The organism is Blautia sp. CAG:237 (assembly GCF_000436615.1).
Classification (GTDB): Bacteria; Bacillota; Clostridia; order Lachnospirales; family Lachnospiraceae; genus Blautia_A; species Blautia_A intestinihominis.
In genome coordinates, this window is the sequence record NZ_FR886771.1 from 14,640 (window position 1) to 31,216 (window position 16,577).

At 43.6% G+C, this 16,577-nt stretch carries 11 protein-coding genes; all 11 read left to right on the forward strand.

The genetic code is table 11. The features are described 5' to 3' along the window. Positions 1-212: 212 nt before the first annotated feature. Positions 213-1,748 (forward strand): polysaccharide deacetylase family protein, encoded by a 1,536-nt coding sequence (locus QZL69_RS13310; RefSeq protein WP_022215683.1) that lies wholly within the window; start codon positions 213-215, stop codon positions 1,746-1,748. 28 nt (positions 1,749-1,776) lie between these two features. After that, entirely contained in the window at positions 1,777-3,177 is a 1,401-nt protein-coding gene (locus QZL69_RS13315; RefSeq protein ID WP_022215684.1) for a polysaccharide deacetylase family protein, read from the forward strand. A 30-nt stretch (positions 3,178-3,207) separates the two neighbouring features. Continuing rightward, positions 3,208-4,521, forward strand: coding sequence for a trigger factor (locus QZL69_RS13320; RefSeq protein WP_022215685.1), 1,314 nt, complete (start codon positions 3,208-3,210; stop codon positions 4,519-4,521). A gap of 122 nt (positions 4,522-4,643) precedes the next feature. Next, positions 4,644-6,143, forward strand: coding sequence for a polysaccharide deacetylase family protein (locus QZL69_RS13325; RefSeq protein ID WP_022215686.1), 1,500 nt, complete (start codon positions 4,644-4,646; stop codon positions 6,141-6,143). A gap of 241 nt (positions 6,144-6,384) precedes the next feature. Then, entirely contained in the window at positions 6,385-8,271 is a 1,887-nt protein-coding gene (gene glgB / locus QZL69_RS13330; protein ID WP_022215687.1) for a 1,4-alpha-glucan branching protein GlgB, read from the forward strand. 105 nt (positions 8,272-8,376) lie between these two features. Beyond that, entirely contained in the window at positions 8,377-8,610 is a 234-nt protein-coding gene (locus tag QZL69_RS13335; RefSeq protein WP_022215688.1) for a hypothetical protein, read from the forward strand. Positions 8,611-8,765: 155 nt separating this feature from the next. After that, positions 8,766-9,980 (forward strand): CobW family GTP-binding protein, encoded by a 1,215-nt coding sequence (locus QZL69_RS13340; RefSeq protein WP_022215689.1) that lies wholly within the window; start codon positions 8,766-8,768, stop codon positions 9,978-9,980. Between the two features lie 21 nt (positions 9,981-10,001). After that, positions 10,002-10,955 (forward strand): TIGR03943 family putative permease subunit, encoded by a 954-nt coding sequence (locus QZL69_RS13345; protein ID WP_022215690.1) that lies wholly within the window; start codon positions 10,002-10,004, stop codon positions 10,953-10,955. Between the two features lie 14 nt (positions 10,956-10,969). Then, positions 10,970-11,548: an aminoacyl-tRNA hydrolase gene (gene pth / locus QZL69_RS13350; RefSeq protein ID WP_022215691.1), complete on the forward strand. Its 579-nt coding sequence runs from the start codon at positions 10,970-10,972 to the stop codon at positions 11,546-11,548. Next, positions 11,545-14,865: a transcription-repair coupling factor gene (gene mfd / locus QZL69_RS13355; protein WP_022215692.1), complete on the forward strand. Its 3,321-nt coding sequence runs from the start codon at positions 11,545-11,547 to the stop codon at positions 14,863-14,865. Before pth ends, mfd begins: the two co-directional genes overlap by 4 nt. Positions 14,866-14,990: 125 nt before the next feature. After that, positions 14,991-16,535 (forward strand): peptidylprolyl isomerase, encoded by a 1,545-nt coding sequence (locus QZL69_RS13360; RefSeq protein ID WP_022215693.1) that lies wholly within the window; start codon positions 14,991-14,993, stop codon positions 16,533-16,535. Positions 16,536-16,577: the final 42 nt, after the last annotated feature.

Sequence of the window (16,577 nt, forward strand, 5' to 3'; positions counted from 1 at the left end):
TGTATATTACAAATATTTATGCGAAATATATTCTATCATTATTTATTACAAAAGGCAAATAAATTCACGAAAATTCCGTGAAGAAAAAGGAAAACGGTGGAAATTATATAGTTAAACAGGTATAATGAAAAGAGCGAAATCTAAAGACAGGGATAAATACAGAAATCCCGGGTATACTGGGGATTACAGAAAAAAAAGACTAAGGAGTTAGTATGGAGAAGGATAATGGTAAAAGTCGGAACAGGCACCAATACAGGGAAAGAACGACTGCTTCTGTAAGAAAAGAAGATCTGACCGAGGAAGAGCGGATTCGGGAACGCCGGCGCAGGAGACGGGCGCTGCAGAGGAAACGGCAGCGTCAGAGAAGGATGATCCTGATAGTTATGGCGTTGGCAGCAGTAGTTATTATAACTGCGGCAGTCCGTGGAATTGCAGGACATTTTTCTTCGTCGAAGCCGTCAGCCAGCGGCACAGATAAAGAAACGACGGCAGATGCTTCCGGTTCTTCTGTTTCCGGGGGAGACAAGACAGAGCAGGAAACCGCCAGCAGCAAAAGTTCACCGAAAGATACACTCAAAGCTGCTGAACTTAAAGCGACACAGTATGATTATGACGGTGCGATAGAACTTCTTAAGGCAGATACATCATATAGCAGCGATTCAGATATGCAGAGTGCCGTTAAGAAATACGAAGAGGCCAAAGCTTCCTGTAAATCATGGCCACTGGAAGAAGTGACACATGTTTTTTATCACATTCTTATCAAAGATCCGAGCAAAGCTTTTGATGGTGATTACAAGGAAGCAGATTATAATCAGGTCATGACCACGATCGATGAATTCAACAAGATCACACAGACCATGTATGATAAGGGGTATGTGATGGTAAGCATCAAGGACATGGCTACTGTAAATGAGGATGGAACCATGTCACCGGGAGAGATCCTTCTTCCGGAAGGTAAGATCCCGTTTGTACTTTCTCAGGATGATGTTTGTTATTACCATTATATGGATGGTGATGGATTTGCCTCCAAACTGGTTGTAGATGATGAAGGCAAGATTCGAAATGAATATATTGAGGATGATGGAAGTGTATCAGTAGGTGACTATGATATGGTTCCATTGATCGATCGTTTCGTAGAAGAACATCCTGATTTTTCTTACAGAGGAGCCAAGGGAATCGTTGCATTGACCGGATATAATGGAATCCTGGGATATCGCACAGATATCAGCTATGAAACACGTCCGGCAGATCTGGATGATAACAAAGTTGAATGGCTGGATGCACACCCGGATTTCAGTCTGGACAAAGAACGGGAAGAAGCAAAGAAAGTTGCTGATGCTATGAAAGAGGATGGATGGTTGTTTGCCAGTCATACCTGGGGTCATCAAAACATCGGACAGATTTCTCTGGAACAGCTTCAGGCAGATACACAGAAGTTTAAGGATAATGTGGATCCCCTGATCGGAGGAACGGATATTATTATTTTTGCATTTGGTACGGATCTGACCACTCAGGAGGACTATTCCGGTGATAAATTTGAATATCTCAAGAGTGTCGGATATAATTATTATTGTAATGTAGATTCCAGCAAATATTTTGTGCAGATCCGGGATCGCTATTTCCGTCAGGGAAGACGAAATCTGGACGGATATCGTATGTACTATAATCCGGATCTTCTGGAAGACCTGTTCAATGCAAAAGATGTTTTTGATCCAAGCAGACCGACTCCGGTTCCACCGATGGGTTAAACAAATAAGAAAGAAGGAGTTACTAACTATGAAGAAAAGAGCTGTGATACTTACATGTATTTTGTCAGCTTCGATACTTCTGAGCGGCAGTTATATTCTGCCGCTTTTGAATCATATAGCAGAAAAAGAAACCAAAACAGTAAAAACTTACCAGACTGCTTCTCAGGATGAAGCAGAGACAGACAGCAGTGAGGCAGATGCCGGAGACACAGAGGACACTGATTCTGAGAAATCCAGTAAGGATCAGACAGTTCTCGATCAGGCAACGATCATGTACGAACAGTATAATTACGATGAGGCGATCAAACTTCTGAAGGGTCAGAAAGATTTTACGAAAAACAAGGACTATATGGACCTGGCAGCCAAGTGCCAGATTGCAAAGTCTTCACTTGTAGAGTATCCACTGGAACAGATCACACATGTATTTTTTCACACACTGATCGAGGACACTTCCAGGGCTTTTGACGGAGATTCCAAATCCGGAAACTACAATCAGGTTATGACGACTGTCAGTGAGTTCAATAAGATCATTCAGATCATGTATGATAAGGGCTATGTTCTGGTAAGCCCGCATGACATGGCAACAGTGAACAAGGATGGTACGATGAGCCGTGGCAAGATCATGGTGCCGGAGGGCAAGATCCCGTTTGTGCTTTCTCAGGACGATGTCAGTTATTATCATTATATGGATGGTGATGGATGTGCATCCAAACTTGTACTCGATGAAAATGGAGATGTAAAAACAGAATACATTGATGCAGATGGAAATGTCCTGGTAGGAGATTATGATCTTGTTCCGCTGTTGGATTCTTTTATCAAAGAACATCCGGATTTTTCCTATCATGGACGCAAGGGAATCCTTGCGATGACAGGTTATAACGGAGTACTGGGATACAGAACTGATATAGCCTACAAGACCAAAGAAAATCTTCAGGATGACCAGAAGAAATTCCTGGATGACAATCCTGATTTTGATTATGACCAGGATGTTAAGGATGCAACGAAGGTAGCAGATGCCATGAAAGCAGAGGGATGGGAATTTGCGAGCCATACCTGGGGACACATGAATGCAACAGAGCGTTCCGCAGAGGATCTTGAGACTGATGATAAGAAATGGAAAGCTTATGTGGCTCCGATCCTTGGTGATACAGATATGGTCATCTTTGCGTTTGGCGCGGATATTGGTGACTGGGAGGGATATTCTTCTGATAATCCGAAGTTCCAGTATTACAAGAGCGCGGGATACAATTATTTCTGCAACGTAGATTCCAGTCAGTATTTTGTTCAGATCACAGATCAGTATTTCCGCCAGGGAAGAAGAAACCTGGATGGATATAGAATGTACTATAACCCGGATATGCTCAGTGACCTTTTTGATGTTTCTGATGTATGGGATTCTTCCCGGCCGACTCCGGTTCCGGAAATGTAAATAATAACCAGATTTGAAAGGAGATTTTTCATGAAGAAAAAAGTAGTAGCAGCAATGTTAGTAACTTGTATGGCGGTATCTCTTACTGCGTGTGGAAGCAAGGACAGTTCTGATAAGACTGATAAGACTACCGCCAAAACAGAAACGGCTTCTGACAATTCTGATACGGACAAGACAGATTCCAAGACTTCTGATTCCAAGAAGGAAGAGACAAGAATTATTTCGGTAAAAGATGTTTCTGATTATGTTACAATTGGAGATTACAAAGGACTTACACTGGATCGTTATACACAGGCAGTAACAGATGATGATGTGGATGCAGAAATCAACTATGAATTACAGGACAAGGGAACAGAGGTTACAGATGGAACTGTTGAATATGGAGATATTGTGACCATTAATTTTACAGGTACTGTAGACGGTAAAGAGTTTGACGGAAGTTCTGCCGATGACTATGAACTTGTTGTCGGTGAAGGAGATATGGGAATCGATGGTTTTGAAGATGGTCTGGTTGGAATGAAAAAGGGAGAAACCAAAGAACTGACTCTTACTTTACCGGAAGGTTACAGCGAGGATGATTCTCTTTCCGGTAAGGAAGCTGTTTTTAAGGTGACTCTTCAGAAATTTACAAGAGCATCTGAACTGACAGATGAATGGGTTGCTTCCAATACAGATTACAAAACTGTAGATGACTATAAGAAATCTGTAAGAGAGGAACTGGAAAAACAGGCATCCACGACAGCAGATAATGAATTGTATGCAACAGCATGGTCTGAGGTACTTGATACATCTGAGATTAAGAAATACCCGGAAGAAGATGTCAAAAAAGCAGAAGAAAGCTATAAAGCACTCAATGAACAGACTGCAAAAGACAATGGAATGGAACTGAGTGATCTGCTGGAAACATGGGATCTGACAGAAGATGAATTTAATGAAGAATGCAAAAATTATGCAGAATCCAAAGTTGAACAGAATCTGATCGTTCAGGGAATCATTGATGCTGAGGGACTGAGTCTGAGTGATGCAGAGACAGAAGAATTAAAGAATAACCTGATTCTGGACTATGGAGTGGCAAGCATTGATGAGCTGATTGAAACATATGGAGAGGATGAAGTAAATGAATCACTGGCACTTCTTCGTGTGGAGAAATTTATTGTAGACCAGTCTACTGTCAACGAAAAGACAGGAAGTGCAGAGGATTCTATTGAAAACGAAGATGCATATACTGAAGCAGAAGATACCGGTTCAGACCTCACTGAATATGATGGAAGTGAGGAAACACAGGATGAAACGGAAGAGAATATGTCAGAAGAGTCAATTGAGGACAATACAGTAGAAGAGTAATGAATAAATAAGAAAAGACAATTGTATTTCCATAATAAATGCGTTATGATAATAAGATGAATGCGTTTCTGAAGTACAGGCAACAGTAACGCCAGAGATATAAAATACAGCAGGTGGAAATCATGGATAAGAAAGTATTGCGTGAACGAATACGCAAAAAGCAGCAACAGATGAGAAGACGTAAGATGATGCGCCTGGGCGCATATGTTATTGCAGTCATTCTCGTAGTTATATTTGTTATAAGGGGAATTCTGATCCCCGTTGTCAACAGAATCGGTGGAAAGAGTGTTGATAAACCGGCACAGGTTCAGGCAGAAACTGATCAGACGAATGTGAAGTCCGATACAGTTTCAGACGGAACAGATAGCACGGCGGATACAACGACGACATCAGCAGTCAATTCAGCGGCAAGATATCCACTCAAGAATGATCTGGCAAAGGCATCGCAGATGTCTATTGGATGGAATGAAAATGAAAATGGTAAATGGTATCAGAATGCAGATGGCACTTATTTTGCCGGAGGTATGCAGGAAATAGATGGTTCCACCTATTATTTTGATGAGAATGGTTACATTCAGACAGGATGGATAAGCGTTGGATTTGATGATTATTACTTCAATGATGACGGTACATATGATCCAAATACACATAAACCACGAATTGCACTTACCTTTGATGATGGTCCTGGAGAATATACAGATGAACTTTTGGATTGTCTGGAAGCGAATAATGCACATGCGACATTCTTCATGGTAGGACAGAATGTAGGTTCCTGGGAATCAACCGTACAGAGGATGGTCGATCTTGGATGTGAGATCGGTAACCATACCTGGGATCATCCAAGTCAGACTTTAACAAATATGTCGATTGATGATGTTGTCACAGAATTCCAGAAGACAGACGATGCACTTGTACAGGCCTGCGGACAGGCAGCAACGGTAGCCAGGGCACCTTATGGAGCAGCCAATCAGGATATCTATGATGCAGTACAGAAGCCGTTCTTCATGTGGTCTCTTGATACAGAAGACTGGAAGCTGATGGATGCAACAGCAGATTATGATGCCGTTATGAATGGCGATCTGACAGATGGTACAATCATACTGATGCATGATATTCATGAACCTTCCGTTCAGGCAGCATTGAAACTGATACCGGATCTGGTTTCACAGGGCTATAAACTGATGACAGTCAGTGAACTGGCAGCAGCCAAGAATGTAACATTACAGAATACGACATACTCACAGTTCTGGGACAGCCAGCTTCAGGCAGGAACGGTTCCGGGATATAACGGTAATACGGATTCTACAGATGGAAGCGATGCATCAGATGGATCTGAGAGTTCTGCGGACACTGAATCTACAGACGACAGTTCTACAGACAGTACTGATGTCAGTGACGGAAGTTCTTCCGATGGAGATTCTTCTGATGGCAGCAGTGACAGCAGTTCTGGGGATTCCGGCGGAGACGGCTCTTCAGGAGATGGAAGTGATTCAGAAGATTATGACTCTGGCGATGACAGCTCCAGTTATGATGACTCGGGAGACAGTGGAGACTCTGGATACGATGATTCTGGAGACTACTATGATGAGGATTCCGGCGACGATTCGTACGATACATACTAAATAAGAAATACAAATGAGGACAGAACAGAAATAACAGTTCTGCCCTCATTTTTTTGTAGGGAGATTGTAGTAACAGGACATACTTTTAATTGACGTAAACAGTCTGGATTGGTATAATATGTCTATAAATTGGCTTGAATAAGAGGAGTAAAATGTGCAGATTACCGATAATCATATACTGCACAGACAGGACTCTATATTTTCAGCCTGCTCAATTTTGAATTAAGGGAGGAATTTCTGGATGGGAGAGAAAATGCAGTTTACAGAACTGGATCAGTATCTGTTCGGGCAGGGAACTCATTACGACATCTATAAGAAATTAGGAGCTCATCCTACCACACAGCATCGCAAGAAGGGTGTCTATTTTGCAGTCTGGGCACCGAATGCAAGATATGTTTCTGTAATCGGTGATTTTAATAACTGGGATAATCAGGCAAATCCAATGAACAGAGTCGGTGAGATCGGAGTATATGAGATCTTTGTTCCGGGTGCCAAAGTTGGAGATCTGTACAAATTCTTTATTGTCGGATATCATGGAGAAGAACTTTATAAGGCAGATCCATACGCAAATGAAGCAGAACTCAGACCGGGAACGGCATCAAGAATTACAGACATTACGGATTACAAATGGAAAGATACCACCTGGATGAAGAAGCGTCCGGAATTTGACGAGAAACGTGAACCGATGGCAATCTATGAAGTACATCCGGGTTCCTGGAAGAAACATCCGGCAGAGAATGAGGATGATCCGGGATTTTATAATTACCGTGAATTTGCACATGAACTGGCGGCCTATGTCAAAGAGATGGGATATACTCATGTAGAACTTATGGGAATTGCAGAGCATCCATTTGACGGATCCTGGGGATATCAGGTAACAGGATATTATGCACCGACTTCCAGGTATGGTACTGCACAGGATTTCAAATATATGGTGGATTACCTGCACAGAAACAAGATCGGTGTTATACTCGACTGGGTTCCGGCTCATTTCCCGAAGGATGCACATGGACTTGCCAATTTCGATGGAACTGCTGTCTATGAGCATGAAGACCCGAGACAGGGTGAGCATCCTGACTGGGGAACCAAGATCTACAATTACGGACGTCCGGAAGTCAAGAACTTCCTGATCGCCAACGCACTGTACTGGATCGAGGAATGCCATGTAGACGGCCTCCGTGTAGATGCAGTTGCATCTATGCTCTATCTGGATTATGGCAAGAAAGATGGCGAGTGGGTTGCCAATAAGTACGGTGATAACAAGAACCTTGAAGCAATAGAATTCTTCAAACATCTGAATACCGTTGTACTTGGAAGAAACCACGGTACGGTTATGATCGCAGAGGAGTCTACCGCATGGCCGCAGGTTACAGGTAAAGCAGAGGACAATGGTCTTGGATTCTCACTGAAATGGAACATGGGCTGGATGAATGATTTCCTGGAATACATGAAACTGGATCCATATTTCCGTAAGGGCGATCACAATAAGATGACTTTCTCAATGACATATGCATACAGTGAGAGATATGTACTTGTCATTTCACATGATGAGGTCGTACATCTTAAGTGTTCCATGCTGAACAAGATGCCGGGATATCCGGATGACAAATTCAAGAACCTTAAGGCAGCATATGCGTTTATGATCTTCCATCCGGGCAAGAAACTTCTGTTTATGGGTCAGGACTTCGGACAGCTTCGTGAGTGGAGTGAGGAGAGAGAACTTGACTGGTATCTTCTTAAAGAGGACAACCACAAGGATCTCCAGAATTTTGTCAAGACATTGTTTCATATGTATAAGAAATATCCTGCACTGTATGCAGGTGACAATGATCCAGAAGGATTTGAATGGATCAATGCAGACGATGCAGACAGAAGCATTTTCAGCCTGGTTCGTAAATCACCGACCAAGAGAAATAACCTCCTGTTTGTAGTAAACTATACACCGGTAGAACGTCCGGATTATCGTGTTGGCGTTCCGAAGAAAAAACAGTACAAACTTATCATGGATGAGCATGGACTTCTGGACAAACCGAAGGTATTCAAGGCAGAAGCACAGGAGTGCGACCACAGAGAATTCTCTTTTGCATATCCGCTTCCTGCATATGGAATTGCTGTTTTTACATACTAAATTTTGTTGTAAAAGGTCTTGCAATTTCAGGAAATATGGTTTATACTGAGCGCGAATTACAAAGTAAATAGGAATTGATAATAAAATCTCGAAAGGAGAACTAAGATGAAAGTATCCAATATTAAAGACGTTGAGAAATTTTTCGAAGTAGTAGATAGCTGCACAGGCAGAGTAGAACTTGTAACAGGTGAGGGAGACAGGCTGAACCTCAAATCCAAATTATCCCAGTATGTATCTCTGGCAAACATCTTCTCAGGCGGAGAGATCCCGGAACTTGAGATCGTTGCTTACGAGAAAGAAGACATTGATAAACTTCTGAACTTCATGATCAACGGCTGATCAGACAATAAATGCAGTGGGGGCGTGACTGGTTCATGTCCCCATTACCATATTAAAAGGTAAATTTAACCAGGGGGTGCATGCACTTCCTGGTCAAGCTACGTTATGAGTTAGCTTAATGAAACAATCGAAATAAGAAAGGACATGCATATATCATGGAAAGAACAAAAATTGATATTATCTCCGGTTTCCTTGGAGCCGGTAAAACAACACTGATCAAAAAACTTCTCAAAGATGCTTTCAAAGGTGAGCAGGTTGTACTGATCGAGAACGAATTTGGTGAAATCGGTATTGACGGTGGATTCCTTAAAGAAGCAGGAATTGAGATCCGTGAGATGAACTCCGGCTGTATCTGCTGCTCACTGGTTGGCGATTTTGGTGCATCCCTTAAGGAAGTTATCAGCAAATATCATCCGGATAGAATCCTGATCGAGCCATCAGGTGTCGGCAAACTGTCAGATGTTATCAAAGCAGTTCAGGGTGTTGCAGAAGAGACAGGACTGGTTCTTAACAGCTACACAACTGTTGTAGATGCAAAGAAATGCAAAATGTATATGAGAAACTTTGGTGAATTTTTCAATAACCAGGTTGAATATGCAGGTGCGATCATCATGAGCCGTACCGATATCGTAGATGAAGCAAAAGCACAGGCTGCAATGGAGCTTCTTCGTGAGATCAACCCGAAGGCAGCAATCATCACCACACCGATCGAGAAACTGGAAGGTGCAAAGATCCTGGAAGTTATGGAACATCCGGTATCTCTGGAGCAGGAAATGATGGAAGAAGAAGTTTGCCCGGAATGCGGACATGTTCACGAGCATGGACATCACCATCATGACCATGATCACGAGGAGCATGAACATCATCATGACCACGATCATGAGGAACATGAGCACCATCATCACGACCATGACCATGAAGAATGTGGCTGCGGACATGACCATGACCACGATCACGAGGAACATGAGCACCATCATCACGACCATGACCATGAAGAGTGTGGCTGCGGACATGATCATGACCACGATCATCATCACGATCACGACCATGAAGAATGCGGCTGCGGACATGATCATCATCACCATCATCATGCAGACGAAGTTTTCACAAGCTGGGGCCGTGAGACAATTAAGAAATACACAAGAGAAAATCTTGAAAAGATCCTTGAGACACTGTCTGAGACAGAAGAATATGGAATCATCCTTCGTGCGAAAGGAATGCTTCCGGCAGAAGACGGAACATGGATCTACTTTGATATGGTTCCGGAAGAAACAGAGATCCGCAGCGGGGCACCGGAATATACAGGACGTCTCTGCGTAATCGGTTCCAAACTCAACGAGGACAAACTGGCTGAGCTTTTTGGCCTGTAATAACGGAGGATCATACAGACTATGGAAGAAATCAAAGTGCCGATTTATTTAATGACAGGTTTCCTTGAAAGTGGAAAGACTTCTTTCCTGAATTTTACTCTCCAGCAGGATTATTTCCACATTGATGGAAAGACCCTTCTGATCCTCTGCGAAGAAGGAGAAGAAGAATACGATGAGGCTGCACTCAAAAAAAATAATACAGTTGTAGAGATCATCGAAAGTGAAGAAGAATTCACTACTGAGAGACTGGTAGCAATGAGTATCCTTCATCAGCCTGAACGTGTTATCATCGAATATAATGGAATGTGGCTGGTAAGCAATTTCGAAAAAATGCAGCTTCCGGAAGGATGGGGCGTAGAACAGCAGATTACCTGCGTAGATGCCAGCACTTTCCAGATGTATATGGCAAACATGAAATCCATTTTTATGGACATGATAAAAAATACTGACATGGTTATTTTCAACCGCTGCAAAGAAGACGATCCGCTGCCGACTTACCGTCGTGGGATCAAGGTTGCGAACCAGAGAGCAGAAGTCATCTTTGAGGATGAAGAAGGCGAGATGGGAGATATTTTCCAGGATGAGATGCCATTCGATATGGATGCACCGGTCATTGACATCCTGCCGGAAGATTATGGTATCTGGTTTGTAGATGCAATGGACCATCCGGAAAATTACGAAGGAAAAACCGTCAAATTCAAAGCAAGAGTCATGAAACCGCGCGGAATGGGAAGCAAATTCTTTGTTCCGGGACGTACCGCAATGACCTGCTGTGCAGATGACACAACATTCCTTGGCTATGTATGCAAGAGTGCTTATGCGCCGAAACTGGCCCCGGGATCATGGGTAGAAGTCACTGCAAAAGTTGCTATAGAGAAGAGAAACGAGTACCAGGGAGAAGAAGGTGTCGTTCTCTACGCAGATCATGTAGAAATCTGCGAGCCACTGGCAGATGAAATGGTTTACTTTAATTAAGCGAGGAAATTTGAATGTACTTGATCGTAGGTTTGGGAAATCCCGGAAGGCAGTATGAAGCGACACGCCACAACATGGGATTTGATGTGATTGACAAACTGGTAGAAGAATACCAGATCCCACAGGGCGGTGTGAAGTTTAATGCCATGTACGGCAAGGGGATCATCGGAGGGCAGCCTGCTCTCCTGATGAAACCTCTGTCCTATATGAATCTCAGCGGAGGTCCGGTCCGGGAGATGGCAAACTACTTCAAAATTGACCCGGAAACAGAGATGATCGTGATCTATGATGACATCGATCTGGATCCGGGCCAGCTTCGTATCCGCAAGAAGGGAAGTGCCGGAGGGCATAATGGAATCAAAAATATCATTCAGGAGCTCGGTACACAGAAATTTGTGCGTATCAAAGTCGGTGTAGGTGCCAAGCCGCAGGGCTGGGATCTTGCGGATTATGTTCTTGGAAGATTTGGAAGTGAAGACCGCAAACTCGTTGATGAGGCGCAGGACCGTGCATGTAAGGCAGTGGAACTGATCCTGTCCGATGGCCCGGATGCCGCCATGAATGAATTCAACAAGAAACCGGGGGTTGTATGAAAACATTTTTGCATCCTCTGCAAAATCTTGCAGAGATGGAAGCAATTTATACAAAAGCAAAAAGTAATCGTGGAATACTGGAGATAAGTGGTTGTATGGAGTCCCAGAAAGCTCATTTAATATATGGGCTTTCCGGGCTTTTTACATCTCACCTGATTTTGGCAGAAGATGAGAAAGCTGCGAAGGAACTGTACGAGGATTATCGTTTTTATGATAAGAATGTATATTACTATCCGGCGAAAGATCTGCTCTTTTTTCAGGCAGATATTCATGGAAACCTTCTGCTCCGCCAGAGAATGCGTGTGATCAAAGCTCTGCTGGAACAGAAAGAAAACATCACTGTTGTCACGAGTATAGACGGATGTATGGATTATCTTCAGCCGCTTGACAAAATAGAAAAACAGCTGATCCATTTTCGAAATGACAGTACGCTGGATATGGATAAACTCAAAGATGCGCTTGTGCATATGGGTTATGAGCGTGTAGGTCAGGTGGAAATGCCGGGACAGTTTTCTGTCCGGGGCGGCATTGTGGATATTTATTCCCTTACCGAAGAAAATCCGTGGAGGATCGAACTCTGGGGAGATGAGATCGACTCGATCCGTACGTTTGACTCACAGAGCCAGCGTTCCCTGGAAAATCTTGACGAGATCATGATCTATCCGGCGACAGAACAGCCGGCAGAAAAGGGCGGCGTTTCTTTTCTTGATTATTTTGCAGAAAAAAACAGTCTTGTTTTTCTTGATGAGCCGAACCGCCTGGAGGAAAATGCCAGAGCAGTAGAAGAGGAATTTCGTCAGAGCTGTGAAAACCGTCAGCAGAAAGGTGAAGAAAATATTTCCCAGAACTGGATGTGCAGATGGGAAGATCTGAATCACAAGCTGAATAATCGAAACTGCATTTCTGTATCACTGATGGAACCAAAGAGGGCAGACTGGAAGATTACAGAGCAGTTTAACCTGACAGTCAAATCCATGAGTTCTTATCAGAGTAGTTTTGAACTTCTCGTCAAAGATCTCCGACAGTACAAGAAACAGGGATATCAGATCGTGCTTCTTTCCGGTTCAAGGACAAGAGCGGAGCGTCTTGCGAAGGATCTGCAGGATGAGGGATTAAGTGCTTTTTACGGACAGGATTTTGACCGTGTGCTGGAACCGGGCGAGATCATGGTCGCTTATGGTCATGCACGTAAGGGATTTGAATATCCGTTTATCAAATTTGCGATTATCACAGAAACTGACATTTTTGGAAAAGAGCAGAAGAAGCGTAAGAAAAAGAAAGAATACAATGGAAAACGTATTCAGGATTTCTCGGAACTTTCGATTGGAGATTTTGTAGTTCATGAAAAACATGGGCTGGGAATCTACCGTGGTATTGAGAAGGTTGCGGTGGATAAAGTTGCAAAAGATTATATCAAGATCGAATACCGCAACGGCAGTAATCTGTATATCCTTGCAACACAGCTTGATGCGCTTCAGAAATATGCGGGATCGGAGACTGCAAAACCGCCGAAGCTGAACCGTCTTGGCGGTCAGGAATGGAAAAAGACAAAATCCAGAGTGAAAGGTGCAGTCCAGAATATCGCGAAAGAACTGGTGGAACTTTATGCGGTCCGCCAGGAAAAAGAAGGGTATGTATGCGGTCCGGATACTGTATGGCAGAGAGAGTTTGAAGAAATGTTCCCGTATGAGGAAACTGAAGATCAGCTTGCTGCGATTGAGGACACCAAGAAAGATATGGAAAGTACCAAGATCATGGATCGTCTTGTGTGCGGAGACGTTGGATATGGCAAGACAGAGGTTGCGCTTCGTGCGGCGTTTAAAGCCGTGCAGGAGAGCCGGCAGGTCGTTTACCTGGTACCTACTACCATTCTTGCACAGCAGGTCTATAACACCTTTGTACAGCGTATGAATGAGTTTCCGGTACGTGTGGATCTTCTGTGCCGTTTCCGTACACCTTCTCAGCAGCAGAAGACGATCAGTGATCTCAAAAAAGGACAGGTTGACATAATTGTAGGAACACACAGAGTCCTGTCAAAAGATGTCACTTTCAAAAACCTTGGTCTGCTGATCATTGACGAGGAACAGCGTTTTGGCGTTGTCCATAAGGAAAAGATCAAGCAGCTCAAGAAAGACGTTGATGTACTGACACTGACGGCAACGCCGATTCCACGAACACTTCATATGAGTATGATAGGGATCCGTGACATGAGTGTTCTGGAGGAGCCACCGATGGACCGCGTTCCGATCCAGACTTATGTTATGGAGTACGATGAAGAGACTGTCCGTGAGGCAATCAACCGAGAGCTCCGAAGGGGCGGTCAGGTTTATTATGTATACAACAGAGTCAATGATATTGCGGATGTGGCGGCGCGTCTTTCCAAACTGATCCCGGATGCGCGGATTGATTTTGCGCATGGACAGATGAGTGAGAGAGAACTGGAATCGGTTATGTATGCGTTTATCAATGGTGAGATCGATGTGCTTGTTTCCACAACGATCATAGAGACGGGGCTTGATATTTCAAATGTAAATACCATGATCATCCATGACTCAGACCGTTATGGATTGTCACAGCTGTATCAGCTTCGAGGAAGGATCGGACGTTCCAACCGTACCGCATATGCATTTCTGATGTACCGAAGGAATACGATGCTCAAAGAGACAGCAGAGAAACGACTGTCTGCGATTCGTGAGTATACAGACCTCGGAAGTGGATTCAAGATCGCGATGAGGGACCTGGAACTTCGTGGTGCAGGTAATCTTCTTGGTGCGGAGCAGCACGGACATATGAATGCTGTCGGATATGATCTCTACTGCAAGATGCTCAGTGAGGCGGTCAAGGAGGCAAAGGGAATCCACACGATGGAGGACTTTGAAACAACGATCGATCTGAATATGGATGCCTTTATTCCGGATACCTATATCAGCAATGAGTACCAGAAACTGGACATCTACAAGAGGACAGCAGGGATTGAGACAACGCAGGATTATGATGATATGCTGGAGGAACTTCTGGATCGATTTGGAGAGCCGCCGAAGGCAGTGCTGAACCTTCTGACGATTGCCCGGATCAAAGCTCTTGCACACAGAAGCTATGTGACGGAGATCAAGCAGATGGGCAAAGATCTGAAGATCACTTTGTATGAGCGTGCGAAACTGAATCCGGCAGGCTTCCCGGAACTGATGCAGAAATACAGACGCGGACTTCAGTTCAAGAATGAGCAGGAACCGAAATTTATTCTGACACCGGTCGGAAATCTTCTGACAGCACTTACGGATTTTCTGAATGAACTGGAGAAACTGGTGGAGGAGTAAAGTCAGTCAGGAACGAAACGTGTCTATTTTGTGAAAAAACAGCGTTTCTTATGGATAATCCTTGCCCTGAAGGGGAAAAAAGTTTATACTCATACTATTGAATTCAGGTAATCATGGAGGAAAATATGAAGGAAATGACAAAAAAAACAGCCGTTGTTGCTATGGCAGGCATTATGGCTGCAGGAATGCTTACCGGATGCGGTGAGAAGAAATTAGACGGAAGCAAGACGGTTGCTACAGTAGATGGAACAGAGATCCCGCTGGGCGTTGTAAGCCTTTCTGTCAGAGACGGTCAGATGCAGACAGAAGCTATGTACAGAAGTTATATGGGCGGCTCTGATTTTGATATCTGGGATACAGAAGCAGAGAAAGGCAAGACCTATGGTGAACAGCTTGTAGAACAGGCCCTCGAAGACGTAGAACTTATGTACATCATGAAAGAAAAAGCAGCTGATTATGATGTAGAACTGACAGATGATGATGAGAAAGCAATCGAAGAAGCAGCCGCTTCCTTTATGGAAGCAAACTCTGATGAGGCAATTGCAGACCTGGCAGTTACAGAAGATCAGGTCAAAACCTTCCTGGAACTTGAGACATACAAACAGAGAATTCATGATCCGATCATTGCAGATGTAGACAAGGATGTTTCTGATGAGGAAGCACAGCAGTCTTCTTTCAGTTATGTAAGTATCAGCACAGCAGATTTAAGCGATGATGAGATTAAGCAGAAGAAAGAAGATGCACAGAAGATCCAGGATGAACTGACCAAGGATCCAGAGGGAGATTTCGATGAGATCGCCAAATCTGTAGATGATTCTTATTCTTCACTGGAAGGTACTTTTGATGCAAATGATACCAGTGATGATGAAGATTCCGAGAATGAGGATTCTGAGGAAGACAGCAGTACATCCAGCAGTACTTATCCGGATGAAGTGATCAAAGTCCTCAGAACACTCGATGATGGAGAAGTTGCTCCGGACGTGATCGAAACAGATACAGCATACTATGTTGTAAAACTGAATCAGAAAAACGATGAAGAAGCAACAGAGACCAAGAAAGAGTCTATCATTTCTACAAGAGAGCAGGATCTGTATACAGAGACTACTGACAAGTGGATGGAAGATGCAGATATCAAAGAAGAGAAGAAAGTTCTCAAGACTCTCAAAGTAACAGATAACCATAAATATAATCAGCCAACCGCAACACCGGAGCCGACCGAGGAAGCTGCTGATACAACAGAAGATACTGAGGTAACAGAGACACCGGAGGCAGACGCTACTGAGACTCCAGAAGTTACAGAGGCAGCAAGTGCTACAACAACACCGGAAGCTACTGAGGCAGCAAGTGCAACAACAACACCAGAAGCTACGGAAGCACCTTCCTACAGCACAGACACATCTCTGACAGTCAAAGACGGAGATACTGTAAACATTGATTATGTTGGTAAGATCGATGGTACAGCATTCGATCGTGGAAGCACTGATGGAAAGGGAACAGACCTTGTGATCGGTTCTGGAAGCTATATTGATAACTTTGAAGATCAGCTCGTAGGTGCTCACCCAGGAGATGAAGTAGAAGTAACCGTAACCTTCCCGGATGATTATGGTGTGGATGAGCTTAATGGAAAAGAAGCAGTATTTGATGTTACTGTGAATGGAATTTACGAATAAAAAATCATAAAAATCGGAGCCCCGCAGCATTCGCTGCGGGGC

Excerpts from the sequence above, each read along its gene's own strand:
- mfd (WP_022215692.1), top strand. The coding sequence starts at position 11,545 with ATGAAAACATTTTTGCATCCTCTGCAAAATCTTGCAGAGATGGAAGCA.
- glgB (WP_022215687.1), top strand. The coding sequence starts at position 6,385 with ATGGGAGAGAAAATGCAGTTTACAGAACTGGATCAGTATCTGTTCGGG.
- QZL69_RS13335 (WP_022215688.1), top strand. The coding sequence starts at position 8,377 with ATGAAAGTATCCAATATTAAAGACGTTGAGAAATTTTTCGAAGTAGTA.
- QZL69_RS13320 (WP_022215685.1), top strand. The coding sequence starts at position 3,208 with ATGAAGAAAAAAGTAGTAGCAGCAATGTTAGTAACTTGTATGGCGGTA.
- QZL69_RS13340 (WP_022215689.1), top strand. The coding sequence starts at position 8,766 with ATGGAAAGAACAAAAATTGATATTATCTCCGGTTTCCTTGGAGCCGGT.
- QZL69_RS13315 (WP_022215684.1), top strand. The coding sequence starts at position 1,777 with ATGAAGAAAAGAGCTGTGATACTTACATGTATTTTGTCAGCTTCGATA.
- QZL69_RS13310 (WP_022215683.1), top strand. The coding sequence starts at position 213 with ATGGAGAAGGATAATGGTAAAAGTCGGAACAGGCACCAATACAGGGAA.
- QZL69_RS13345 (WP_022215690.1), top strand. The coding sequence starts at position 10,002 with ATGGAAGAAATCAAAGTGCCGATTTATTTAATGACAGGTTTCCTTGAA.
- pth (WP_022215691.1), top strand. The coding sequence starts at position 10,970 with ATGTACTTGATCGTAGGTTTGGGAAATCCCGGAAGGCAGTATGAAGCG.
- QZL69_RS13360 (WP_022215693.1), top strand. The coding sequence starts at position 14,991 with ATGAAGGAAATGACAAAAAAAACAGCCGTTGTTGCTATGGCAGGCATT.
- QZL69_RS13325 (WP_022215686.1), top strand. The coding sequence starts at position 4,644 with ATGGATAAGAAAGTATTGCGTGAACGAATACGCAAAAAGCAGCAACAG.